Origin of the sequence: Pseudomonas mangiferae (genome assembly GCF_007109405.1) — a bacterium.
Taxonomy (GTDB): Bacteria; Pseudomonadota; Gammaproteobacteria; order Pseudomonadales; family Pseudomonadaceae; genus Pseudomonas_T; species Pseudomonas_T mangiferae.
Map to the genome: position 1 here is coordinate 115,342 of NZ_VJOY01000012.1, position 21,147 is coordinate 136,488.

Sequence of the window (21,147 nt, forward strand, 5' to 3'; positions counted from 1 at the left end):
TCGCTCATGGCAGCACCCCGTCGAGGCCCAGCAGTGCCAGGCCCAGCAGGCCGGTGCCGATCAACAGGGCCGGCGCGCCCTGCAAGGCGCGCGGCAGGTGCGCGCGGGGCAGGCGCGCCTGCAGGTCGGCGGACACCTGCACCAGCAGCCAGAAGCCCAGGCCCAGGGTCGCTCCCATGGCCAGTGCGGCCAGTAGGTCGGGTTGGTGAATCGCCCCTTGCATCGCCCCCAGGCCGGCGCCGTTCAGCACCACCGGGAGCAGGCCGGGGGCCGCGGCGGGGCGCAGGCGGCGCTGCAGGGCGACGCTCGCCCAGGCCAGGGCCAGCAGCAGCGGGACCTGCAGGAACAGGCGCAGTGCCTGCAACGGCGAGGAGGCCGACAGCCCGGCCTCCAGGCACCAGGCTGCGGGCGCGGCCAGGGTCGCCAGCAGGGCGGTGGCCGGCCCCAGGGCGCGGACCCGGGCGGGGGTGGCGTCCGCCGGCGCGTCGAGGCCCACCAGCACATGGCTGGCCAGCACGGCGCCCAGCAGCAGGGGGAGGAGGTCGGTCATGCGCGCAGGGATAGGGTGGAGGGACCGCGCATTATCCGGGATGCGGCGGACCGCGTACACCCGCGGCCGCCGCAGGGTTCAGGGACGCGGCGGCGGGTCGCGGCGACGGACCGCCCGGCGCCAGAGGGCGCGCAGCAGCAGAGCCAGGGGGAACAGCAGGACCAGGAACGGCAGGCCGTAGACCAGCATTTGCAAGGCCTGGAGCGTGCCTTCGGTCAGGGTGTCCAGCAGGTTGCCCGTCGCCTCGCCCAGGCGGGCCAGGCGCCCGGCGGGCGCGCGGTCGGCGCTGAAGTCCACGGTCAGCCGGTTGGTGGCGATGCGTTGGCGCAGGCGCTCGGCGTCCCGCTGGACGTCGGCCAGTTGGGTCTCGACGTCGGCCAGCTCCCGGGCCACCCCCAGCAGGTCGGCCACCGCCAGGTCCTGGCGGGCCTGGTAGCCCTGCAGGAGGGTACGCTGGCGCTGCAGGCGTTCCAGGCGCTGGTCGGTGTCGCCGACGGCCTGGGCCAGGTCCTCGGCGCGGCTGGACCGGCTTTCCAGGGTGGCGTCCTGGGCGGCCAGGGCCACCAGCTTGTCCACCGCTTCCGGCGCCGTGCGCACGCTCACCTGGGCCGAGGGGTAGGCCCCGCTGCTGCGCTCCAGGCCCAGCAGGTCGCAGGGGCCGAAGCGTTCCTCGGTGCAGGCGTTGCGCAGGGCATCGAGGCGCTCATCCAGCCGCTCCGCGGCGATGCGTACCGCCACCTGGTGTTCGTACGCCAGGTACGCGCCGGCTTTGGCCTGCTCGCCGCTCAGCAGCGGGGCGGCTTCCGGGGCGGCGGCCGGCCCGCGCGGGGCCGCGTCGTGCCCAGCGGAGCAGCCGGCCAGGAGCAGCGGTGCCACCAGCAGGGCGCCGGCCAGCGCTTTCGTCAGCCTCCGCGCCATGGGCCTCATTTCACCCGCTGGCCGGGCCGGGCGCCGCTGTCCGGGCTCAGCAGGTAGATCTCCTCGCCGCCGGGGCCGGCCGCCAGGACCATGCCCTCGGAGACGCCGAACTTCATCTTGCGCGCCGCCAGGTTGGCCACGTAGAGGGTCAGGCGGCCTTCCAGCGCGCTCGGGTCCGGGTACGCGCTCTTGATGCCGGAGAACACGTTGCGCTTGGCATCGCCGATGTCCAGGGTCAGGCGCAGCAGCTTGTCGGCACCCTCGACGAACTCGCATTTCTCGATCAGGGCGATGCGCAGGTCCACCGCGGCGAACGCGTCGAAGGCGATCTCCGCCGCCAGCGGCTCCTTCTTCAGCTCGCCGTTGCCCGCCGGCGCGTCGCTGGCGGCGGCCAGGTCTTCCCGGGAGGCGGCGACCATGGCCTCCACCTTCGCCGGCTCGATGCGGGTGAGCAGCGGGGTGAAGGCGTTCAGGGTGTGGTCGGTGAGGCGGGTCAGGTGGTCGTCCCAGGCGAGCGGGGCGACGTTGAGGAACGCCTCGGCGTCCGCCGCCAGTTTCGGCAGCACCGGCTTGAGGAAGATCACCAGCAGGCGGAACAGGTTGATCCCCGCCGCGCAGATCGCCTGCACCTCGTCCTGCTTGCCCTCCTGCTTGGCCAGGGCCCAGGGCGCCTTGTCGGCGATCCAGGCGTTGGCGCGGTCGGCCAGCGCCATGATCTCGCGCATGGCGCGGGAGAAGTCGCGGGCCTCGTAGGCGTCGGCGATGGCCGGCGCGGCCTGGCGGAACGCCTCGCTCAGGGCCGGCGCGGCGTCGCCGCCCACCAGCACCCCGGCGTTGCCCTTGTGGACGAAGCCGGCGCAGCGGCTGGCGATGTTCACCACCTTGCCCACCAGGTCGGAATTGACCTTCTGCACGAAGTCATCGAGGTTCAGGTCCAGGTCGTCCACCCCGCGGCCCAGCTTCGCCGCGTAGTAGTAGCGCAGGTATTCCGGGTTGAGGTGGTCGAGGTAGGTGCGCGCGCGAATGAAGGTGCCGCGGGACTTGGACATCTTCTGCCCGTTCACCGTCAGGTAGCCGTGCACGTGGATGCCGGTGGGCTTGCGGTAGCCGGCACCTTCGAGCATGGCCGGCCAGAACAGCGCGTGGAAGTTGACGATGTCCTTGCCGATGAAGTGGTACAGCTCGGCCTCGGAGTCCTTGTTCCAGAACGCGTCGAAGTCCAGTTCCGGGGTGCGGTCGCAGAGGTTCCGGAAGCTGGCCATGTAGCCGATGGGCGCGTCCAGCCAGACGTAGAAATACTTGCCCGGTTCGTCCGGGATCTCGAAGCCGAAGTAGGGGGCGTCGCGGGAGATGTCCCACTCCTGCAGGCCGGCGTCGAGCCATTCGGCGATCTTGTTGGCCACCGCTTCCTGCAGGGTGCCGCTGCGGGTCCAGCCTTCCAGCATGGCCTGGAAGTCCGGCAGCTTGAAGAAGAAGTGCTTGGAGTCGCGCAGCTCGGGCGTGGCGCCGGAGATGGCCGACTTGGGGTTCTTCAGTTCGGTGGGCGCGTAGGTGGCGCCGCACTTCTCGCAGTTGTCGCCGTACTGGTCCTCGGCCGCGCACTTGGGGCAGGTGCCCTTGATGAAGCGGTCCGCCAGGAACATGCCCTTGTCCGGGTCGAAGTACTGGGTCACCGAGCGGGTGGCGATGTGCCCGGCGTCCCGCAGCTTCAGGTAGATGGCCTCCGACAGCGCGCGGTTCTCGTCGCAGTGGGTGGAGTGGAAATTGTCGAAGGCCACGCCGAAGTCGGCGAAGTCGGCACTGTGCTCGGCCTGCACGCCGGCGATCAGCTGCTCCGGGGTGATGCCCTGCTTTTCCGCCCGCAGCATGATCGCCGAACCGTGGGCGTCGTCGGCGCAGACATAGATGCACTGGTGGCCGCGCAGTCGCTGGAAGCGGGCCCAGACGTCGGTCTGGATGTATTCCACCATGTGGCCGAGATGGATCGAACCGTTGGCGTAGGGCAGGGCGCTGGTGACGAGGATCTGGCGGGTCTTGGACATGGCGTTCGGCTGTACGGGCTACGGAGGAAAGTCGGCCACTATAAAGGAAGCCGCGCGGCGCCGGCCACACGCCCGGCGCAAAAGCGGGACGTTGCGCCGCGGCGCCGGGCGGGCGCCGGCTGCTATGATGCCCGCCTGTTTCGCTCAGTCTTTCGGAGTCGCCATGAGTACCCTGAACCGCGCCACGGTGGAGGCCACCCTCCGCCAGTTCACCGATCCCCATCTCGACCAGGACCCGGTGAGCGCCGGCTGCCTGCGCGGGGTGGACATCCAGGGCGGGCAGGTGCGCGTTCGGCTCGAACTGGGCTACGCCGCCGGGCTGTTCAAGGGCGGCTGGGCGCAGACCCTGCAGATGGCCCTGGAGAACCTGGACGGGGTGGAGAGCGCCCGGGTCGAGGTGGACTGCCGGATCGCCGCGCACAAGGCCCAGGACCAGGTGCCGGCCCTGGCCAACGTGAAGAACGTCATCGCCGTGGCCTCCGGCAAGGGCGGCGTCGGCAAGTCCACCACCGCCGCCAACCTGGCCCTGGCCCTGGCCCGGGAGGGCGCCCGGGTGGGCATGCTGGACGCGGATATCTACGGCCCCAGCCAGGGCATCATGTTCGGCCTGGCCGAGGGCACCCGGCCCAAGGTGCGCGACGAGAAGTTCTTCGTGCCCCTGGAGGCCCACGGCGTGCAGGTGATGTCCATGGCCTTCCTCACCGACGACGACACCCCGGTGGTGTGGCGCGGGCCGATGGTCTCCGGTGCGCTGATCCAACTGATCACCCAGACCGCCTGGGACGACCTGGACTACCTGGTGATCGACATGCCGCCGGGTACCGGTGACATCCACCTGACCCTGGCGCAGAAGATTCCGGTGTCCGGGGCGGTGATCGTCACCACGCCCCAGGACCTGGCGCTGCTGGACGCGCGCAAGGGCGTGGAGATGTTCCGCAAGGTGAACATCCCGGTGCTGGGGGTGGTGGAGAACATGTCGGTGCACATCTGCTCCCAGTGCGGCCATGCCGAGCACCTGTTCGGCGAGGGTGGCGGCGAGAAGCTGGCGAGCCGCTACGGGGTCGACCTGCTGGCCTCGCTGCCGCTGTCCATGGCCATCCGCGAGCAGTCCGACGGCGGCAAGCCCACCACCGTGGCCGACCCGGACAGCCAGATCGCCATGCTCTATCAGTACATGGCCCGGCGGGTCGGTGCGCGCATCGCCCAGGCCGGCCAGGCGGCGCCGCTGCCGCCCATCGTGGTCAGCGACGACTGACCCCTCGCCCCGCGTTTCCCGGCGCGGCGTCACCGCCGCGCCTCCCCGCCGATTCCCGCCTGTACGCCCGCGACCTGCAATGGGTCGAACTCGCCGACGCTTTCGCTGACGAAACATTCTGATTCAACTGCTCAAGGTCATCGGCGATGGCACAGATATTCAGCCGCGCGGCTGACACCTGGTTTCGCGTCGCCATGCTCGTCATCGTGGGGGGACTGATCGGTGTGTTCATCGTCGCCATGCTGCTGGAACGCTCCGACTACCAGACCGGCCGCGGCTGGACCGTGGACCAGCCGGTGCCCTTCAGCCACCAGCACCACGCCGGCGCTCTGCAGATCGACTGCCGCTACTGCCACGCCGGGGTGGAGCGTTCGGCCCGGGCCGGCTTCCCGCCCACTCACACCTGCATGAGCTGCCACTCGCAGCTGTGGACCCAGGCCGAGATGCTGGCGCCGGTGCGCCGCAGCCTGGAGGAGGACCGTCCGTTGCGCTGGAACCGGGTGATCAAGCTGCCCGACTACGTGTACTTCCAGCATGACGTCCACGTGCAGTCCGGGGTCGGCTGCGTCAGCTGCCACGGCCAGGTGGACACTATGCCCCTGCTGCACAAGGCCGAGCCGCTGAGCATGAGCTTCTGCCTGGAATGCCACCGCGACCCGGCGCCGCGCCTGCAACCCCGGGAAACAGTGGCGGACATGGCCTGGCACACCGACGAGGACCGCCGGCACCTCGGCGAACGGCTGATGCGCGAGTACCGGGTCGACCCGGCGGGCCTCACCTCCTGCAGCGTCTGCCACCGGTGAGCGGCATGGCACGGATGCCGGTGGATTTCGCCGCGTTGCGCCGGGAGCTGGAAGGCCGCCAGGGCCGCCGTTACTGGCGCGGGCTGGACGAGCTGGCGCAACGGCCCGAGGTGCAGGCGTTCCTGGAGGCGGAATTCCCCGGCGCGGCGCCGCAGCTGGATCGCCGCCGCTTCTTGCAACTGATGGGCGCCTCCCTGGCCATGGCCGGCCTCGCCGCCTGCGGCGAGACCCCCGAGCAGGCGGTGCCCTATGTGGAACAGCCGGAGAACCTGATCCCCGGCCGGCCCCTGTGGTATGCCAGCGCCGTGCCGTTCGCCGGCTACGCCCAGCCGGTGCTGGGCAAGACCCACGCCGGCCGTCCCACCAAGCTGGAAGGCAACCCCGACCACCCGCTGTCCGCCGGCGCCTGCGACGCGTTCACCCAGGCTGCGGTGCTCCAGCTCTACGACCCGGACCGCTCCCAGGCGCCGCGTTACAAGGGCCGCGAGAGCAGCTGGGCGGCGTTCCAGCGGGCCATCGCCCAGTACCGGCCACGCCTGGACGCCGAGCAGGGCCGCGGGCTGCACCTGGTCTGCGGGGCCAGCAGCTCGCCGACCCTGGCGCGCCAGCTGGACGCCCTGCGCCAACGCTGGCCACGGGCGCGGCTGTACCACGGCGAGGCATTCGCCGAATCCGCCCGTTACGCCGCTACCCGCGCCGCCTTCGGCGAGCCCCTGGAAACCCGTCTGTACCTGGACAAGGCCGAGGTAGTGCTGACCCTGGACGACGACCTGCTGGGCCCCGGCCCGCGCCAGACCCCGCTGCAGCGTGGCTGGGCACAGCGCCGCCGGGCCGCCGCGGAAGGGCAGGGCGAGGCCTCGCTGTACGCCGTCGAGGCACTGCCCGGGCTGACCGGCGCGGCGGCGCGGGAGCGCCTGGCCCTGGCCCCTTCGCAGCTACCGGCCCTGGCCTGGGCGCTGGCCGCTGTCCTGGGCGAGCCGGTCGTCGCCGACCCCGACCTGGCGCCCGCCACCCGGGCCTGGGTCGAACGGGTGGCGGCGCACCTGCAGGCCGCCCGCGGCCGCAGCCTGATCAGCGCCGGCGCCCACCTGCCGGTGGCGGTGCAGGCCCTGGTGCAGCGCCTCAACCAGCGCCTGGGCAACCTGGGGATCACCGTCGACCACGCCGCGCCGGTGCTGCTGGGGCATGCCGACGAGGCGCCCTGGGAGGACCTGGCGAGCCTGAGCGACCGGCTGCGAGCGGGTGAAGTGGAATGCCTGCTGCTGCTGGACTGCAACCCGGTCTACAGCGCCCCCGACGCCCTGGGCCTGGTGGATGCCTTCACGCGGGCGCCGCTGCGCCTGCATGTCGGCCCCTATTACGACGAGAGCGCCGCCCACTGCCAATGGCACCTGGCCCTGGCCCACCCCCTGGAAAGCTGGAGCGACGTGCGCGGCGTCGACGGCAGCGCCTGCCTGGTGCAACCCCTGGTGCGCCCCTTGTACAGCGCCCGCTCGCTCCACGAAATCCTCGCCCTGTGCCTGGAGGACCGCGAGCCCGATGGCCTGGCCCTGGTCCGCGAGACCTGGCGCGAGGTGGACGAAACAGCCTGGCGCGCGGCCCTGGCCAGGGGCCTGGTGGAGCCCGCGGCCGCGCCCCGGCCGGTGCCCCCGGCCCTCGCGCCGCAGCCCGATGCCGACGGCCAGGCCGCGGGCGAGGCGGGCGGGCGCCTGGAACTGCGCATCGCCCCGGACCCCTGCGTCTGGGATGGCCGCTTCGCCAACCTGGGCTGGCTGCAGGAGTTGCCCAAGCCCTTCAGCAAGCTCACCTGGGACAACGTGGTGGGCCTGTCTCCCGCACTGGCCGAACGCTACGGCGTGGCCAACGGCGACCTGCTGGAGGTGAGCCTGGGGGACCGCCGGCTGCGCGGCCCGGCCTGGATCGAGCCCGGCCAGGCCGAGACCCTGGTGGCGCTCTACGCCGGCTACGGCCGCAGCCGCGCCGGGCGCGTCGGCAACGGCCTGGGCTATCGCGCCGCGGCGCTGCTGGCGCGGGACGGCGGCGTCGACGGCCTGGACGTGCGCCTGGCGCCGGTGGGCGAGCGGGTCGAACTGGCCAGCACTCAGTTGCACCACGCCCTGGACGGCCGCGACCTGCTGCGCAGTATGAGCCGCGCCGACGCTGCCCGGACCCCGGCACCACCCCGGGAATTGCCCACCCTGTACCGCTCCGTCACCCCGGAGGGGCCGCAGTGGGGCATGTCCATCGACCTCGACTTGTGCACCGGCTGCAACGCCTGCGTCACCGCCTGCCAGGCGGAGAACAACATCGCTGTGGTGGGCAAGGAGCAGGTGGCCGCCGGCCGCGCCATGCACTGGCTGCGCATCGACCACTACTACGAGGGCGGCCTCGACGCGCCGCGCTCGGCGTTCCAGCCGGTGCCCTGCATGCACTGCGAGCAGGCACCCTGCGAGACCGGCTGCCCGGTGAGCGCCACCGTGCACGGCCACGACGGCCTCAATGAGATGGTCTACAACCGCTGCATCGGCACCCGCACCTGTTCCTCCTTCTGCCCCTACAAGGTGCGGCGCTTCAACTGGTACGACTGGAACGCCCAGGACGCACCGTCCCTGGAGGCCCAGCGCAACCCCAACGTCAGCGTGCGCGGGCGTGGCGTCATGGAGAAATGCACCTACTGTGTGCAGCGCATCAGCGAGGCGCGCATCGAGGCGAAGAAGGCCGGCCGGCCCATCGCCGATGGTGAGGTGCGCACCGCCTGCCAGCAGACCTGCCCGTCCGGCGCCATCGTCTTCGGCGACCTGGCCGACCCCGCCAGCGCGGTGAACCGGGCGCGGGATTCCGCCCGCCGCTACGCCCTGCTGGAGGAACTCAACACCCGGCCGCGGACCACTTACCTGGCGCGCCTGGACGACGAGCCGGGGGAGGGGGCCGAACATGGCTGAGTGGCGCTCGTCCGACCTGCCGCCGCCGGGGCCGATCCTCCACGGCACCGGGCACTTCCTGCCGCGGGACCTGAGCGACCAGGAAGTCTCCCGGCGCATCCTCGACGTCGCCCACCAGTTCCCCCGGCCCCGGGCCTGGTGGTGCCTGTTCGGCCTCGGCGGGGTGCTGCTGGGGCTCTACCTGCTGTCGGTGATCGTGCTGTTCTGGAACGGCGTGGGCGTCTGGGGCAACAACACCCCGGTGAACTGGGCGTTCGACATCCTCAACTACATCTGGTGGCTGGGCATCGGCCACGCCGGCACCTTCATCTCCGCGCTGCTGCTGTTGCTGGAGCGGCCCTGGCGCAACTCCCTGAACCGCCTGGCGGAACTGATGACCCTGATGGCGGTGGTCTGCGCCGGGCTCTACCCGATCCTGCACCTGGGGCGGCCATGGCTGTTCTACTGGACCATGCCCTATCCCAACAGCATGGGCCTGTGGCCGCAGTTCAAGAGCCCCACCGCCTGGGACATGTTCGCCGTGGTGACCTACCTGGTGGTGTCTGCGCTGTTCCTCTACCTGGGCGCGCTGCCGGACTTCGCCGCCGCCCGCGACCGTGCCCGCCGGCGCGGCGCCCAGGTGGCCTATGGCCTGCTGGCCCTGGGCTGGCGCGGCTCGAACCGGCAATGGGGCCACTGGCGGCGGGCCTACCGGGCGATCGCCCTGCTGGCGGTGCCCCTGGTGTTCGCGGTGTCCAGCGGCTACTCGTTCCTCATGGCCCTGGGGGACCAGGCGGGCTGGCACTCCACGGTGTTCCCGCCGTACTTCGTCGCCGGCGCGGTGTTCTCCGGCTTCGCCCTGGTGTCGCTGATCGCCATCGGCCTGCGCTGGTTGCTGTGCATCGAGGCGCTGATCACCCCGCGCCACCTGGACATGCTCGGCCGGCTGCTGCTGGCCACCGGCTGGATGACCGCCTACGGCTATTTCGCCGACGTGTTCATGGCCTTCTATTCCGGTGATCGCCACGAGATCGATGTGACGATGGCGCGCCTGGCCGGGCCCACCGCCTGGAGCTTCTGGCTGGCCATCGGCTGCAACGTCGGCCTGCTGCAGGCCCTCTGGTGGCGCCGCGTGCGGCAGAGCCCGCGGGCCCTGGCGGCGGTGGCCCTGGCCGTGCTGGTGGGGATGTGGGCGGAGCGCTTCATGCTGCTGATCACTCCGCAGACCACCGACCATCTGCTGTCGGCCTGGCGCGGCTACACGCCGTCGTTCTGGGAAATCTCGTTGTTCATCGGCAGCTTCGGCGTGTTCATCGTGCCGTTCAGCCTGTTCATCCGCTTCGTGCCCATGGTCTCGGCCTTCGAGCTCAAGCAGGTGCTGCACCGGGAACGGGAGGCCCGCCATGGCTGAGCCCCGCCACGGCCTGCTGGCCGAATTCGCCGATGCCCGGGCGCTGATGACGGCCATGGGCGAAGCCCGCGCCCGCGGCCACCGGTGTCTGGAGGCGTTCAGCCCGTTCCCCCTGGAAGAGCTGGAGCCGGCGGATCGCCGGGTCAGCTACATCGCCCTGGGGGGCGGCCTGTTCGGCGCGGCCCTGGGCCTGCTGATGCAGGTGGGCGGCAGCCTCGACTATCCCCTGGACATCGGCGGCCGGCCGTTGCTGGCCTGGCCGTCGTTCATCACCGTGACCTTCGTCCTGGCGGTGCTGTTCGCTGTGCTGGCAACCGTCCTCGGCCTGCTGCTGTGCTGCCGCCTGCCGCGGCTGAACCACCCGCTGTTCGACGCGGAAGCGTTTGCCCGGGCTTCCGAGGACCGCTTCCTGCTGCTGGTGATGGATGAGCCGCCATTCTCCCGCGCCGACACCGCCGCCTGGCTCGCAGGGCGGGCCCTGAGCGTGGACGAGGTGACCCTGTGAACGCCCGCTGGCACGCCGGAGTGGTGCTGCTCCTGGCGCTGGGCGGTGCCGGCTGCGACGACATGAGCCGCCAGCACAAGGCCCAGGACCAGGCCGCCAGCACGTTCTTCGCCGACGGCAAGGTGGACCAGGCGCCGCCGCCGGGGGTGGTATCCCGGGAACAGGCGGCCCGCGACGCCGAGCTGGCCCGGCGCCCGCCCCTGGATGCCGCGCTGCTGGCCCGGGGCGCCGAGCGCTACCGCATCTACTGCGCGCCCTGCCACGGCCTGGCCGGCGACGGCCACGGGCTGGTGGTGGCGCGAGGCTTCCCGGCGCCGCCGGCGTTCACCGAGGCGCGCCTGCGGGAGGCGCCCGATCGCCACTTCATGGAGGTGATCGCCAACGGCTACGGGCAGATGTACGGCTACGCCGCACGGGTGCCGCCGGCGGATCGCTGGGCCATCGTCGCCCACATCCGCGCCCTGCAATTGAGCCAGCACACCGAGGCGGCGAGCCTGCCGGATGCCCAGCGCCGGGCGCTGCCGGGAGGTGCCCCATGAGCCGGCTGGCATTCCCGCGCGGCTGCCGCTGGCCGGCCCTGGTGGGCTTGCTGGGGTTGCTCGGGCTGGCCTGGGTGCAACCGGCGGCGGCTGCCGCCGGTGGGCTGGTGGCGCTGGCGGCGGGGTCGGCGCTGCCCCTGGGCTGCCTGCTGCTGGCCCTGCTGCTGCCGCTGGTGGACGGCGACTGGCGGGCAGTCCTCGGGCCGGGCCTGGCCCGTGGCCTGGCGGCGCTGCCGGGGCTGGCGCTGTTGCTGCTGCCGGTGCTGCTGGGGTTCGGCCTGCTGTATCCCTGGGTCGACGAGCAGGCCGACGGGTTCCGCGGCCTGTACCTGTGGGGCCCGGCCTTCGTCCTGCGCAACCTGGTCTACCTGGGCGCCTGGCTGGCCCTGGGGTGGCTGGCGCGGCGGGGTTCGCCGCTGCGCTGCGCCCAAGGGGCGATCGCCGCCGTGCTGCTGGGCACCCTAGCCGCCCTGGACTGGCTGATGGCCCTGGACCCTCATTTCCTGTCCACCCTGTTCGGCCTGCTGGTGATCATCCGCCAGCTGCTCACCGGCCTGGCCTTCGCCGGGCTGCTGGGCCTGGCCGCGCTGACCCCGCCCCGGGCGCGGATCCTCCGCGGGCTGCTGCTGGCCGGGTTGCTGCTGTGGCTGTACCTGCACGTCATGCAGCTGTTGATCGTCTGGTCGGTGGACCTGCCCCACGAGATCCGCTGGTACCAGCGCCGCGAGACAGCGGGCTGGGGTCTGCTGGGCGCCGGCCTGGCCGGGCTCCAGGTGCTGCTGGCAGTGGGGCTGGCCTCGCCCCTGGGCAGCCGCCCGGCCGCGCTGCGCCTGGCCTGCGGTGCGATCCTGCTGGGCGGTGTGCTGGAGGCCCTGTGGCTGACGCTGCCCCTCCTGGCCGGGATCGCACCCGCCTGGGCCCTGGCCCTGGGCACGTTGTTGGCCCTGCTGGGGGGCGTCGCCGTGCTGCTGGGCCTGACCTGGCCCCCGCCCGCTGTCGATCCGCTCAGCGACGCCGTTCCCCGGAGGACCCCATGACGCACCCGAGCCACGACCGCGACCCCGTGCGCGCGCGGGTGGACCCCCAGTCCCTCGCTCAGGGCTACGAGCGCCAGGACGCTCAGCCGCGGGGCATCCTGCTGGCCGGGGCACTGATCCTGGCGGCGCTGCTGGCCACCGCCCTCGGTGTGGCCTGGATGCTCGCCGGGCTGCGCACCCATGATGCCCAGCAGCAACCGCCGCTCACCGCGGTGGAAAGCGAGCCCCTGCGGGCGCCGGCGCCGCGCCTGGAGGCCGACCCGGTGGCGGACGGCCGCCGCCTGGCCCACCGCGCCCGCGAGCGCCTGAAAGAGTACGGCTGGATCGATCGCCAGGCCGGCATCGCCCGCATCCCCCTGGAGGAGGCCCAGCGCCTGCTCGTGGCGCGGGGCTGGCCGAACCCGGCGGACGCGGAGGCGCAGCCATGATCCGCCGCTGCCTCGTTACCCTGCTGCTGCTGGCGGCGCTGCCGGTCGGCGCCGCCAGCGAGCCGTTCGACCCCATCGCGGCAGTCGGCATCGACACTGCGCGCCAGGGCGATCCGGTGCCGGCGGACAGCCGTTTCGTCGACCAGGCGGGCAGGGCGGTGCGCCTGGGGGACCTGCTGGACGGCCGGCCGGTGCTGCTGGTGCCGGTCTATTACCGCTGCCCCAATGTCTGCGGGCCGGCCCTGGCGACCCTGTTCAACATGCTCGCCACCCTGCCGTACCAGGCCGGGCAGGACTACCAGGTGATCGCCTTCAGCTTCGACCCTAAGGAGACCCCGGACGACGCCCGGGCCGAGCAGGCGAAGCTGGCCAAGCGCTGGCCGGCCCTGGCCCGCGCCGCCGGCGTGCACTACCTCACCGGCGACGCGGCGAACAGCGCCGCCCTGGCTGCGGCCATCGGCTTTCGCTACCGCTACGACCCGGCGATCCAGCAGTACGCCCATGCCTCGGCGGTGGCGGTGCTGACCGGCGATGGCCGGCTGTCCCGCTGGCTGTACGGCCTTGGCTACCAGCCCACCGACCTGCGCCTGGGGCTCACCGAGGCCGGCCAGGGGCGCCTGGGCGGGGTCACCGAGCAACTCCTGCTGCTGTGCTACCACTACAACCCCCAGAGCGGCACCTACAACAGCCTGGTGATCCACCTGCTGCAGGTGGGCGGGGTCGGCACTGCCCTGGGCCTGGCGCTGTTCATCGGCGTGACCCTGCGCCGCGAGCGCCGTGGCCGCGACCGTGCGGAGCCCGGCGAATGAGCGGCTTCGTGCGCCTTTGGCCGGAACAGGCCTCCCACTACGCGGCCCAGGTGGACTGGCTGGTGATCGGCTTCACCGGGATGATGGCGATGTTCGTGGTGCCGGTGTTCGTGTTCATGTGGGTGTTCATTTTCCGCTACCGCCGTGGCCACGCCGCCGAGCGCGACCACCGGCCCTCCGGCAGCCTGAAGGTGGAGCTGACCTGGATGGTGCTGCCCTTCATCGGCGCCCTGGTGCTGTTCGTGTACTCCGCGCGGCTGTTCTTCGAGGCCCGGGTGCCGCCGGCGGACGCCCTGGAGATCCAGGTCACCGCCAAGCAGTGGATGTGGAAGTTCCAGCACACCGGCGGCCAGCGGGAGATCAACACCCTGCACGTACCCGCCGAGCGGCCGGTGAAGCTGACGATGATCTCCGAGGACGTGATCCACAGCCTGTTCTTCCCCAGCCTGCGGGTGAAGCAGGACGTGCTGCCGGGGCGCTATACGGAGATGTGGTTCCAGGCCGAGCGGCCCGGTACCTACGACGTCTACTGCGCGGAATATTGTGGCACCGACCACGCCGCCATGACCGCGCGCCTGGAGGTGCTCAGCCCCAGCGACTACCAGCGCTGGCTGGAAGGCGCCGACGAGGGCCGCAGCCTGGCCGCCCAGGGCGAGGCGCTGTTCCGCCAGTTCGGCTGCAGCGGCTGCCACGGCGCCGCCTCGGTGACCCGGGCGCCGCCCCTGGAGGGGCTCTATGGACGCTCCGTGGCCTTGGCCGACGGCAGCCGCGTGGTGGCCGACGACGCCTACCTGCGGGACAGCATCCTGCTGCCGCAGAAACAGGTGGTGGCCGGCTACGCGCCGGTGATGCCCACCTACGCCAATGTGATGGACGAAGAGGCGGTGGCGCGCCTGGTCGCCTACCTCCGCTCCCTGGCCGACCCCCGGCCCGAACCGGCTACCGGCCCTTCCGAGGACAATCGATGAACACGCTCCCGACGGCCGCCGATGCGGCACCGCGCAGCTACCTGGACGCGGCCCACGGCCTGCGCTCGTGGCTGTTCACCGTCGACCACAAGCGCATCGCCGTGCTGTACATGCTGGCGGTGACCTTCTTCTTCTTCGTCGGCGGCCTCGCGGCCAGCCTGATCCGCATCGAGCTGGTGACCTCGGAAGGGGACCTGCTCACCGCCGACGGCTACAACCGTGCTTTCACCCTGCACGGGGTGATCATGGTCTGGTTCTTCCTGATCCCGTCGATCCCCTCGGTGTTCGGCAACTTCCTGGTGCCGTTGATGATCGGCGCCCGGGACCTGGCGTTCCCCCGGCTGAACCTGATCAGCTGGTACCTGCTGATGGGGGGCGGGCTGTTCACTTTGCTGGCCCTGGTGCTGGGCGGGGTGGACACCGGCTGGACCTTCTACACGCCGCTGTCCACGATGTTCAGCAACGGCCACGTGGTGGCGGTGATCTGCGGGGTGTTCGTCGCCGGCTTCTCGTCGATCCTCACTGGCATCAACCTGATCGTCAGCATCCACACCCTGCGGGCGCCGGGGATGACCTGGTTCCGCCTGCCGCTGTTCGTCTGGTCGATGTACGCCACCTCCATCATCCTGGTGCTGGCCACCCCGGTGCTGGCGATCACCCTGGTGCTGGTGGCGGCCGAGCACCTGTTCGGCATCGGCGTGTTCGACCCGCGGCTGGGGGGCGACCCGCTGCTGTTCCAGCACCTGTTCTGGTTCTACAGCCACCCAGCGGTGTACATCATGATCCTGCCGGCCATGGGGGTGGTCAGCGAGCTGATCACCGCGTCCGCCCACAAGCGCATCTTCGGCTACCGCTTCGTGGCCTTCTCCAGTATCGCCATCGCGATCATCGGCTTCATGGTCTGGGGCCACCACATGTTCGTCGCCGGGCAGTCCATGTACGCCAGCATGGTGTTCTCCCTGCTCAGCTTCCTGGTGTCGATCCCCTCGGCGATCAAGGCGTACAACTGGACCGCCACCCTCTACAAGAGCGACCTGACGGTCCACGCGCCGTTCCTGTTCGCCCTGACCTTCGTCGGCCTGTTCATCGTTGGCGGCGTGACCGGGCTGTTCCTGGCCCTGCTGGCGGCGGACCTGCACGCCCACGACACCTACTTCGTGGTGGCGCACTTCCACTACATCATGGTGGGGGCGGCGGTGGCCGGGTACTTCGGCGCGCTGCACTTCTGGTGGCCGAAGATCACCGGGCGGATGTACCCGGAGCTGTGGGGGCGGATCGCCGCGGTGATGATCTTCTGCGGCTTCAACCTGACCTTCTTCCCGCAGTTCCTGCTGGGCTACCTGGGCATGCCGCGGCGTTACCACAGCTACCCGGCGGACTTCCAGTTCCTCCACGTGATGTCCTCGGCGGGCGCCTCGATCCTTGCCGTGGCCTACGCGCTGCCGCTGTTCTACCTGGCCTGGTCCCTGCGCTATGGCCAGCGCGCGGCGGTCAACCCCTGGGGCGCCGCGGGGCTGGAATGGCGCACCGCCTCGCCGCCGCCGGTTCACAACTTCAACAGCCCGGTGGTGGTGGACTTCGAAGCCTACGACTACGCGCCGGAGGCGGCCCGTGACCGCCTCTGAGGCCCGCCCCGCCGAGCAGTTCGAGGACCTGCGGCAGCAGGCCGAGGCCGACCGGCTAGGCATGTGGCTGTTCCTCGCCAGCGAGACGATGATGTTCGGCGGGCTGCTGCTGGTGCTGTGGTTCTACCGGCTGTCCCACCCCCGGGAAACCGCCGAGGCCCTGGCCTCCATGCACTGGCTGCTGGCCACCGGCAACACCGCGCTGCTGCTCACCGGCAGCCTGTGCATGACCCTGGCCCTGGCCGCCGCCCGAGAGGGCGAGGCCCGGGTGCTGCGGCGCTGGCTGTGGGTCGCCGCGCTGCTGGGGCTGGGCTTCCTGGCCGGCAAGTCGGTGGAGTACGGGCTGGAATTCCAGGAAGGGCTGCTGCCCGGCAACGATCCCGCGTCGCCCCTGAAGAGCGGCGCGGCGCGGCTGTTCATGAACGTCTACCTGACCGCCACCGCCCTGCACGGGGTGCACATCCTGGTGGCCGTGCTGCTGGTGGGCGGGCTCGCCTGGCGGGTGGGGCGCGGCAACCTGCCGGTCCCGGCCAAGGCGGTCACGGTGGAAATGATCGCCCTCTACTGGCACGTGGTGGACCTGATCTGGCTGTTCCTCTACCCGACCCTGTACCTGGCGGGGAGGGGCGCATGAAGACCCGGGCGGTCCTGGCGTATCTCCTCCTGCTGGCGCTGCTGCTGGTCCAGGCGCTGCTGGCCGGGCTGGTGAAGCCGGCGCCCGGCGTGCCGATCATGCTGCTGGCCCTGGGGCAGGCGCTGGTGCTGCTGCTGGGCTTGGTGGAGCTGCGCGCCAGTTCTGCCCTGGTGCGGCTGTTCGCCGCCGCCAGCGCATTCTGGCTGCTGCTGATGTTCAGCCTGACCTTGGGCGAGCTGCTCACCCGCTAGGGCCCGCGCGCCATGCCGGGCGCCGCCGCTGTTTGCCGGCCTGGGCGCATCCGGTAAGATTCGCCCCTCGACTTTTCCGCCGCCTCACTCAGGACGCCCGCCATGAGCATCAAATCGGATACGTGGATTCGCCGCATGGCCCAGGAACATGGGATGATCGAGCCCTTCGTCGAGCGCCAGGTGCGCACCGAGGGCGCCGAGCGGCTGATCTCCTACGGCGTGTCCAGCTACGGCTACGACGTGCGCTGTGCCGACGAATTCAAGGTCTTTACCAACATCCATTCCGCCACCGTGGACCCGAAGAACTTCGACGAGAAGAGCTTCGTCGACGTCAAGGGCCCGGTGTGCATCATCCCGCCCAACTCCTTCGCCCTGGCGCGCACCGTGGAGTACTTCCGCATCCCGCGCAACGTGCTGACCATCTGCCTGGGCAAGAGCACCTACGCCCGCTGCGGGATCATCGTCAACGTCACCCCGCTGGAACCGGAGTGGGAAGGCCACGTGACCCTGGAGTTCTCCAACACCACCACCCTGCCGGCCAAGATCTACGCCAACGAGGGCGTGGCGCAGATGCTGTTCCTGGAGTCCGACGAGGCCTGCGAGGTGTCCTACAAGGACCGCGGCGGCAAGTACCAGGGCCAGACCGGCGTCACCCTGCCCAAGACCTGACGCGCTTCCGGGCGCGGACACGCGGCCGCGCCGACCGCCCGTGCCCCGACGAATAGCCTTGAATTATTCGCCGATTCCTTCGCTCTACCGTGCGTACACCCCATTTGCCCGCACATGCTGGAGACTTGTCGGAGGAACACGCAAATGAGCATTACGGGAATCGAACAGAACCTGCCGGGTACCGGCATCGTCCAGATCGGGCTGATCGCCGGGGTCTTCCAGTCGGCCAACGACGCGGTGGCGCAGCCGCTGGCGGTCCAGGCCCTGCGTACCCAGTCGCTTCACGCGCAGACCTTTCCCGGCCAGCCCGGGCCGGACGTGCCGGTGGAACCGGGCGTGCCGGACCAGCCCCTGGAACCGGGCCTGCCCACCGAGCCCGACCAACCGCCCCCGGCGCCGGTCGTCTAGTCGGATGCGGGTGTGGCTTCCACACCCGCCACACGTTTCCTGCAGTCAGTCAAAGGATCGTTCATGAGCCAATGGAAAATCGCCTATAGCCAGGACAACAACACCCAGGTGCTGGATGTGGACCTGCCGGCAAAGCCGGACATGGCGGAAGCCGCCGAACTGGTCCTGAAATCGGTGCTCAAGAAGGGCGAGCTGGGTGAGGTGAAGCTTACCGACGTCCCCGAGGACCACCCAGAGCCCACCATCGCCCGCCTGGAAAAGCACGCCATCATCATCACCGGCATCACCCAGGGCTGATGTCACGGCCTGCGGGCCTCCCTCTGGCGCTCCATGAGGAGCCCACCCCGTTTCACCCGCCTTCTTTCACCCCGTTCCGTTGGTCGGCCGCCCGCTGGGCGCCCGCCACCGGCCAGACCCCGCCATCCCCGACAACGTACAGCGTCCGGCCCGGCTGCGCGTCCACGGCGAAGCCGCCGGTGAACTGGCCGAAGGCGGGAAGCAGGCCCACCGTCTGGTCCAGGCAGAAACACGGCAGGCGCAACCGCTGTCGCCCGCGGCCGCTCAGGTGGAACACCGGGTGCACGTGGCCGGCCAGTACATAGCGCGTCGGATGGGGCGTGGGCTCATGCTGCAGGGCGAAGGGGCCCATCTCTAGGGGCTCGGCCACGGTGTCGATGCCCAGTTCCAGGGGCGGATCGCCGGCACGGCGGTCGTGGTTGCCGCGGATCAGCACCAGGTGCAGGCCGGCGTGGCGGGTGCGCCATTCGGCCAGGGTGGCGAGCGTGGCCGGGGCGCGGGATTCCCGGGCATGGAGGAAGTCGCCGAGGAAGATCAGTTGCTCGCACGGGTAGCGCTGCAACAGGGCGTCGAGGCGCTGCAGGTTGCCGGCGGTGGTGCCATGGGGCACCGGCTGGCCCAGGCGGCGATAGGCCGCGGCCTTGCCGAAGTGGGCATCGGCGATCAGCAGGGCGCGGCGGGCCGGCCAGTAGAGAGCCTTGTCCGCCAGCAACCAGAGGGTCTCGCCGGCGAGGGTCAGGGCCAGGTGGTCGTTCACCTCGGCTCACCGGTGGCGGGCACCGCGGCGTCCGGGTCAGGGCCGGCGGCCTGTTCCAGGTCGCGGACCATGCGGGCGATGCGGTCGGCGAGTTTCTCCGAACTCATGCTCTCCCGGAAGCGCTCCACCAGCAGCGGGAAGCCCAGGGGCGTCGGCCGCTTGATCACCTGCACCTGCAGGCGCCGCTCGCCCATCCGTTGCAGGGTCTGCGCCAGGCGCTGCACCTCCAGTTCCTGGCGCAGCACTTCCTGCTGGGCCTGGCCCAGCAGCAGGTTCTGCGGGTCGTACTGGCGGAATACGTCGAAGAACAGCCCGCTGGACGCCTGCAGCTGGCGCGCACTCTTGCCGGCGCCGGGAAAGCCGGTGAATACCAGCCCGGCGATCCGCGCGATCTCGCGGAAGCGTCGGCGCGCGAGTTCGCCGGCGTTGAGGCTGGCCAGCACGTCGTGGAGCAGGTCGCCGGGCTCGAACAGGGTGGGGTTCAGGCAGGCGCTCCAGTCCACCTCGGTGGCCGACAGCAGCTCGAAGCCGTAGTCGTTGACCGCGATGGAGAAAGTCACCGGCTGGCGCTGCCCCAGGCGCCAGGCGAACAGGCTGGCCAGCCCCAGGTGCACGTGGCGGCCGGCGTAGGGGTAGAGGAACAGGTGCCAGCCCTCCCGGGATTTCAGCACCTCGGCCAGCAGGTTGTCCTCGGTGGGCAGCGCCGACCAGGCTTGCTGGACTTCCAGCAGCGGGCGCACCAGGCGCATCTCCGGGCTGGCATAGACGCCTCGGTCGGCAGCGCCCAGTTCGGCCACCACGGCGTCCGCCAGCTCGCTGGAAAGCGGCATGCGCCCGCCATTCCAGCGCGGCACCGCCGCCTTGCGGCCGCTGGAGCGGCGCACGTAGGCGGTCATGTTCTCCACCCGCACCAGTTCCAGGGTGCGCCCGGCGAAGAGGAAGCAGTCGCCGGGCCGCAGGCGGGCGACGAAGCCTTCCTCGATGCTGCCCAGGGAGCCGCCGGCGCCGCCCTTGGTCCAGTACTTCACGGTGAGGCTGGCATCGCTGACGATGGTGCCGATGCCCATCCGATGGCGCCGCGCCAGGCGCGTGTCGGGCACCTGCCAGAGGCCGTCGGCGTCCGGCTCTACCCGGCGATAGTCGGGGTAGGCGGTGAGGGAGTGGCCGCCATGGCGGACGAAGGCCAGGGCCCATTCCCAGTCCTCGGCGGAGAGGTCCCGGTAGGACCAGGCTTCGCGCACCTCGGCGTAGAGGGCGTCGGGGCGGAAGCCACCGCCCAGGGCGATGCTCACCAGGTGCTGGACCAGCACGTCCAGGGGCTTGTCCGGGGCTTCCCGGGCCTCGATGCGCCGCGCCGCCACCGCATCCTGGGCGGCGGCGGCTTCGATCACCTCCAGGCTGTGGGTGGGCACCAGGGTGACCCGCGATGGGCGGCCCGGCGCATGGCCGGAGCGCCCGGCCCGTTGCATCAGGCGCGCCACGCCCTTGGGTGAGCCGATCTGCAGCACCCGCTCCACCGGCAGGAAGTCCACCCCCAGGTCGAGGCTGGAGGTGCAGACCACCGCCTTCAGGCGGCCGTCCTTGAGGCTGGCCTCCACCCAGTCGCGGACCTCGCGGGCCAGGGAGCCATGGTGCAGGGCGATCAGCCCGGCCCAGTCCGGGCGCGCTTCCAGCAGTGCCTGGTACCAGATTTCCGCCTGGGAGCGGGTGTTGGTGAACACCAGGGCGGTGGCGCTGGCCGCCAGCTCCGCCACCACCTGGGGCAGCATGCGCAGACCCAGGTGACCGGCCCAGGGGAAGCGTTCCAGGGAGGGCGGCAGCAGGGTATCCACCCGCAGGGTCTTGGGGGTGTGGCCCTGGACCAGCCGGCCGCCGCCTTGGGGCACCAGCACCTCCAGGGCATGGGGCTGGTTGCCGAGGGTGGCGGACAGGCCCCAGACGATCAGGCGGGGGTTCCAGCGCCGCAGCCGCGCCAGGGCCAGCTGCAGCTGCACGCCGCGCTTGTTGCCCAGCAGCTCGTGCCATTCGTCCACCACCAGCATGCGCAGCGAGGCGAACGCCTCCCGGGCATCTTCCCGGGTCAGCAACAGGGTCAGGCTCTCCGGCGTGGTGATCAGCGCACTGGGCAGGCGCCGCGACTGGCGGGCCCGTTCGGCGCTGCTGGTGTCGCCGGTGCGCAGGCCCACGGTCCAGGGGATGTCCAGCTCCTCCAAGGGCGCTTCCAGGGCCTTGGCGGTATCCGCCGCCAGGGCCCGCATGGGGGTGATCCACAGCACGCTCAGGGGCGCGGCGGCGGGTTTGCGGCTGCGGGGCTTGCCGC

Annotated in this window: 21 protein-coding genes; 16 read left to right on the forward strand and 5 right to left on the reverse strand. The window is 71.2% G+C overall.

Annotation, left to right across the window (positions count from 1 at the left end; genetic code table 11):
* Window positions 1–4: 4 nt before the first annotated feature.
* The 3 genes from FM069_RS16550 to metG form a co-directional block, all read right to left on the reverse strand.
* Window positions 5–550, reverse strand: coding sequence for an electron transporter RnfA (locus tag FM069_RS16550; RefSeq protein ID WP_143489474.1), 546 nt, complete (start codon window positions 548–550; stop codon window positions 5–7).
* A 78-nt stretch (window positions 551–628) separates the two neighbouring features.
* Window positions 629–1,468: a DUF4349 domain-containing protein gene (locus tag FM069_RS16555; protein ID WP_143489475.1), complete on the reverse strand. Its 840-nt coding sequence runs from the start codon at window positions 1,466–1,468 to the stop codon at window positions 629–631.
* Between the two features lie 5 nt (window positions 1,469–1,473).
* Entirely contained in the window at window positions 1,474–3,510 is a 2,037-nt protein-coding gene (gene metG / locus FM069_RS16560) for a methionine--tRNA ligase (RefSeq protein WP_143489476.1), read from the reverse strand.
* Between the two features lie 163 nt (window positions 3,511–3,673).
* Between metG and apbC the strand changes: the two genes are divergently transcribed.
* The 16 genes from apbC (at window position 3,674) to FM069_RS16640 (ending at window position 18,070) form a co-directional block, all read left to right on the forward strand.
* Entirely contained in the window at window positions 3,674–4,765 is a 1,092-nt protein-coding gene (apbC, locus tag FM069_RS16565; RefSeq protein ID WP_143489477.1) for an iron-sulfur cluster carrier protein ApbC, read from the forward strand.
* Window positions 4,766–4,911: 146 nt separating this feature from the next.
* A complete protein-coding gene (locus FM069_RS16570) occupies window positions 4,912–5,568 on the forward strand; it encodes a cytochrome c3 family protein (RefSeq protein WP_143489478.1) in 657 nt (218 codons plus the stop codon).
* A gap of 5 nt (window positions 5,569–5,573) precedes the next feature.
* Window positions 5,574–8,510, forward strand: a complete 2,937-nt coding sequence (locus FM069_RS16575) for a TAT-variant-translocated molybdopterin oxidoreductase (protein ID WP_143489479.1) — start codon at window positions 5,574–5,576, stop codon at window positions 8,508–8,510.
* On the forward strand, window positions 8,503–9,900 hold the full coding sequence (gene nrfD, locus FM069_RS16580) for an NrfD/PsrC family molybdoenzyme membrane anchor subunit (protein ID WP_143489480.1): 1,398 nt from the start codon (window positions 8,503–8,505) through the stop codon (window positions 9,898–9,900). The genes FM069_RS16575 and nrfD overlap by 8 nt, the downstream gene beginning before the upstream one ends.
* On the forward strand, window positions 9,893–10,405 hold the full coding sequence (locus FM069_RS16585) for a DUF3341 domain-containing protein (RefSeq protein ID WP_143489481.1): 513 nt from the start codon (window positions 9,893–9,895) through the stop codon (window positions 10,403–10,405). Before nrfD ends, FM069_RS16585 begins: the two co-directional genes overlap by 8 nt.
* Window positions 10,402–10,944, forward strand: coding sequence for a c-type cytochrome (locus tag FM069_RS16590; RefSeq protein WP_233282069.1), 543 nt, complete (start codon window positions 10,402–10,404; stop codon window positions 10,942–10,944). The genes FM069_RS16585 and FM069_RS16590 overlap by 4 nt, the downstream gene beginning before the upstream one ends.
* Complete coding sequence (locus FM069_RS16595; RefSeq protein ID WP_143489482.1) at window positions 10,941–11,981, forward strand: hypothetical protein; 1,041 nt, start codon at window positions 10,941–10,943, stop codon at window positions 11,979–11,981. The genes FM069_RS16590 and FM069_RS16595 overlap by 4 nt, the downstream gene beginning before the upstream one ends.
* Window positions 11,978–12,409: a hypothetical protein gene (locus tag FM069_RS16600; protein ID WP_143489483.1), complete on the forward strand. Its 432-nt coding sequence runs from the start codon at window positions 11,978–11,980 to the stop codon at window positions 12,407–12,409. Before FM069_RS16595 ends, FM069_RS16600 begins: the two co-directional genes overlap by 4 nt.
* Window positions 12,406–13,218 (forward strand): SCO family protein, encoded by an 813-nt coding sequence (locus FM069_RS16605; RefSeq protein ID WP_143489484.1) that lies wholly within the window; start codon window positions 12,406–12,408, stop codon window positions 13,216–13,218. The genes FM069_RS16600 and FM069_RS16605 overlap by 4 nt, the downstream gene beginning before the upstream one ends.
* Entirely contained in the window at window positions 13,215–14,186 is a 972-nt protein-coding gene (gene coxB, locus FM069_RS16610; protein ID WP_143489485.1) for a cytochrome c oxidase subunit II, read from the forward strand. The genes FM069_RS16605 and coxB overlap by 4 nt, the downstream gene beginning before the upstream one ends.
* Window positions 14,183–15,811: a cytochrome c oxidase subunit I gene (locus FM069_RS16615; RefSeq protein ID WP_143489486.1), complete on the forward strand. Its 1,629-nt coding sequence runs from the start codon at window positions 14,183–14,185 to the stop codon at window positions 15,809–15,811. The genes coxB and FM069_RS16615 overlap by 4 nt, the downstream gene beginning before the upstream one ends.
* Window positions 15,798–16,445, forward strand: a complete 648-nt coding sequence (locus tag FM069_RS16620) for a cytochrome c oxidase subunit 3 (RefSeq protein ID WP_233282070.1) — start codon at window positions 15,798–15,800, stop codon at window positions 16,443–16,445. The genes FM069_RS16615 and FM069_RS16620 overlap by 14 nt, the downstream gene beginning before the upstream one ends.
* The gene (locus FM069_RS16625) at window positions 16,442–16,696 is read left to right on the forward strand and encodes a hypothetical protein (protein WP_143489487.1); all 255 of its coding nucleotides are present in this window, start codon (window positions 16,442–16,444) and stop codon (window positions 16,694–16,696) included. Before FM069_RS16620 ends, FM069_RS16625 begins: the two co-directional genes overlap by 4 nt.
* A gap of 102 nt (window positions 16,697–16,798) precedes the next feature.
* Complete coding sequence (dcd, locus tag FM069_RS16630; protein WP_143489488.1) at window positions 16,799–17,365, forward strand: dCTP deaminase; 567 nt, start codon at window positions 16,799–16,801, stop codon at window positions 17,363–17,365.
* Between the two features lie 144 nt (window positions 17,366–17,509).
* Window positions 17,510–17,773 (forward strand): hypothetical protein, encoded by a 264-nt coding sequence (locus FM069_RS16635; RefSeq protein ID WP_143489489.1) that lies wholly within the window; start codon window positions 17,510–17,512, stop codon window positions 17,771–17,773.
* Window positions 17,774–17,836: 63 nt separating this feature from the next.
* Window positions 17,837–18,070, forward strand: a complete 234-nt coding sequence (locus tag FM069_RS16640) for a hypothetical protein (protein ID WP_143489490.1) — start codon at window positions 17,837–17,839, stop codon at window positions 18,068–18,070.
* Window positions 18,071–18,122: 52 nt separating this feature from the next.
* On the opposite strand, the gene pdeM is transcribed toward FM069_RS16640, so the two are convergent.
* Both pdeM and FM069_RS16650 read right to left on the reverse strand, forming a co-directional pair.
* The gene (gene pdeM / locus FM069_RS16645) at window positions 18,123–18,827 is read right to left on the reverse strand and encodes a ligase-associated DNA damage response endonuclease PdeM (protein WP_143489491.1); all 705 of its coding nucleotides are present in this window, start codon (window positions 18,825–18,827) and stop codon (window positions 18,123–18,125) included.
* On the reverse strand, window positions 18,824–21,147 hold a 2,324-nt coding region (locus FM069_RS16650; RefSeq protein ID WP_233282071.1), incomplete at its 5' end, for a ligase-associated DNA damage response DEXH box helicase. The genes FM069_RS16650 and pdeM, both read right to left, overlap by 4 nt.

Bases quoted from the DNA above. Each gene is read 5' to 3' on its own strand.
- FM069_RS16550 (WP_143489474.1), bottom strand. From the start codon at position 550: ATGACCGACCTCCTCCCCCTGCTGCTGGGCGCCGTGCTGGCCAGCCAT.
- FM069_RS16555 (WP_143489475.1), bottom strand. From the start codon at position 1,468: ATGGCGCGGAGGCTGACGAAAGCGCTGGCCGGCGCCCTGCTGGTGGCA.
- metG (WP_143489476.1), bottom strand. From the start codon at position 3,510: ATGTCCAAGACCCGCCAGATCCTCGTCACCAGCGCCCTGCCCTACGCC.
- apbC (WP_143489477.1), top strand. From the start codon at position 3,674: ATGAGTACCCTGAACCGCGCCACGGTGGAGGCCACCCTCCGCCAGTTC.
- FM069_RS16570 (WP_143489478.1), top strand. From the start codon at position 4,912: ATGGCACAGATATTCAGCCGCGCGGCTGACACCTGGTTTCGCGTCGCC.
- FM069_RS16575 (WP_143489479.1), top strand. From the start codon at position 5,574: ATGGCACGGATGCCGGTGGATTTCGCCGCGTTGCGCCGGGAGCTGGAA.
- nrfD (WP_143489480.1), top strand. From the start codon at position 8,503: ATGGCTGAGTGGCGCTCGTCCGACCTGCCGCCGCCGGGGCCGATCCTC.
- FM069_RS16585 (WP_143489481.1), top strand. From the start codon at position 9,893: ATGGCTGAGCCCCGCCACGGCCTGCTGGCCGAATTCGCCGATGCCCGG.
- FM069_RS16595 (WP_143489482.1), top strand. From the start codon at position 10,941: ATGAGCCGGCTGGCATTCCCGCGCGGCTGCCGCTGGCCGGCCCTGGTG.
- FM069_RS16600 (WP_143489483.1), top strand. From the start codon at position 11,978: ATGACGCACCCGAGCCACGACCGCGACCCCGTGCGCGCGCGGGTGGAC.
- FM069_RS16605 (WP_143489484.1), top strand. From the start codon at position 12,406: ATGATCCGCCGCTGCCTCGTTACCCTGCTGCTGCTGGCGGCGCTGCCG.
- coxB (WP_143489485.1), top strand. From the start codon at position 13,215: ATGAGCGGCTTCGTGCGCCTTTGGCCGGAACAGGCCTCCCACTACGCG.
- FM069_RS16615 (WP_143489486.1), top strand. From the start codon at position 14,183: ATGAACACGCTCCCGACGGCCGCCGATGCGGCACCGCGCAGCTACCTG.
- FM069_RS16625 (WP_143489487.1), top strand. From the start codon at position 16,442: ATGAAGACCCGGGCGGTCCTGGCGTATCTCCTCCTGCTGGCGCTGCTG.
- dcd (WP_143489488.1), top strand. From the start codon at position 16,799: ATGAGCATCAAATCGGATACGTGGATTCGCCGCATGGCCCAGGAACAT.
- FM069_RS16635 (WP_143489489.1), top strand. From the start codon at position 17,510: ATGAGCATTACGGGAATCGAACAGAACCTGCCGGGTACCGGCATCGTC.
- FM069_RS16640 (WP_143489490.1), top strand. From the start codon at position 17,837: ATGAGCCAATGGAAAATCGCCTATAGCCAGGACAACAACACCCAGGTG.